1 rRNA gene is annotated in these 1,063 nt (G+C 56.2%); it reads right to left on the bottom strand.

Annotated features, from left to right (window positions below):
* Positions 1-47 precede the first annotated feature (47 nt).
* Positions 48-1,063: ribosomal RNA gene (locus tag ACZ6ZR_RS38705) — 23S ribosomal RNA — on the bottom strand; the annotation flags it as partial.

Genomic DNA, 1,063 nt, shown 5'->3' with positions numbered 1-1,063 from the left:
CGGGGTGGGGTCGTTGTTTCAGAACAACACAGTGGACGCGAGCAACTGAGGACAAGCCCTCGGCCTATTAGTACCGGTCAGCTCCACCCCTTACAGGGCTTCCACATCCGGCCTATCAACCCAGTCGTCTACTGGGAGCCTTACCCTCTCAAGGAGGTGGGAGTGCTCATCTCGAAGCAGGCTTCCCGCTTAGATGCTTTCAGCGGTTATCCCTCCCGAACGTAGCCAACCAGCCATGCCCTTGGCAGGACAACTGGCACACCAGAGGTTCGTCCGTCCCGGTCCTCTCGTACTAGGGACAGCCCTTCTCAACACTCCTACGCGCACAGCGGATAGGGACCGAACTGTCTCACGACGTTCTAAACCCAGCTCGCGTACCGCTTTAATGGGCGAACAGCCCAACCCTTGGGACCTACTCCAGCCCCAGGATGCGACGAGCCGACATCGAGGTGCCAAACCATCCCGTCGATATGGACTCTTGGGGAAGATCAGCCTGTTATCCCCGGGGTACCTTTTATCCGTTGAGCGACGGCGCTTCCACAAGCCACCGCCGGATCACTAGTCCCGACTTTCGTCCCTGCTCGACCCGTCGGTCTCACAGTCAAGCTCCCTTGTGCACTTACACTCAACACCTGATTGCCAACCAGGCTGAGGGAACCTTTGGGCGCCTCCGTTACTCTTTAGGAGGCAACCGCCCCAGTTAAACTACCCACCAGACACTGTCCCTGATCCGGATCACGGACCCAGGTTAGACATCCAGCACGACCAGAGTGGTATTTCAACGACGACTCCACCATGACTGGCGTCACAGCTTCAAAGTCTCCCACCTATCCTACACAAGCCGAACCGAACACCAATATCAAGCTATAGTAAAGGTCCCGGGGTCTTTCCGTCCTGCTGCGCGAAACGAGCATCTTTACTCGTAATGCAATTTCACCGGGCCTATGGTTGAGACAGTCGAGAAGTCGTTACGCCATTCGTGCAGGTCGGAACTTACCCGACAAGGAATTTCGCTACCTTAGGATGGTTATAGTTACCACCGCCGTTTACTGGCGCTTAAGTT

This window comes from Kitasatospora sp. NPDC088742, from assembly GCF_055584905.1.
Note: the sequence above shows the minus strand (reverse complement) of the source record. Positions and strands in the feature narration are given on the sequence as shown.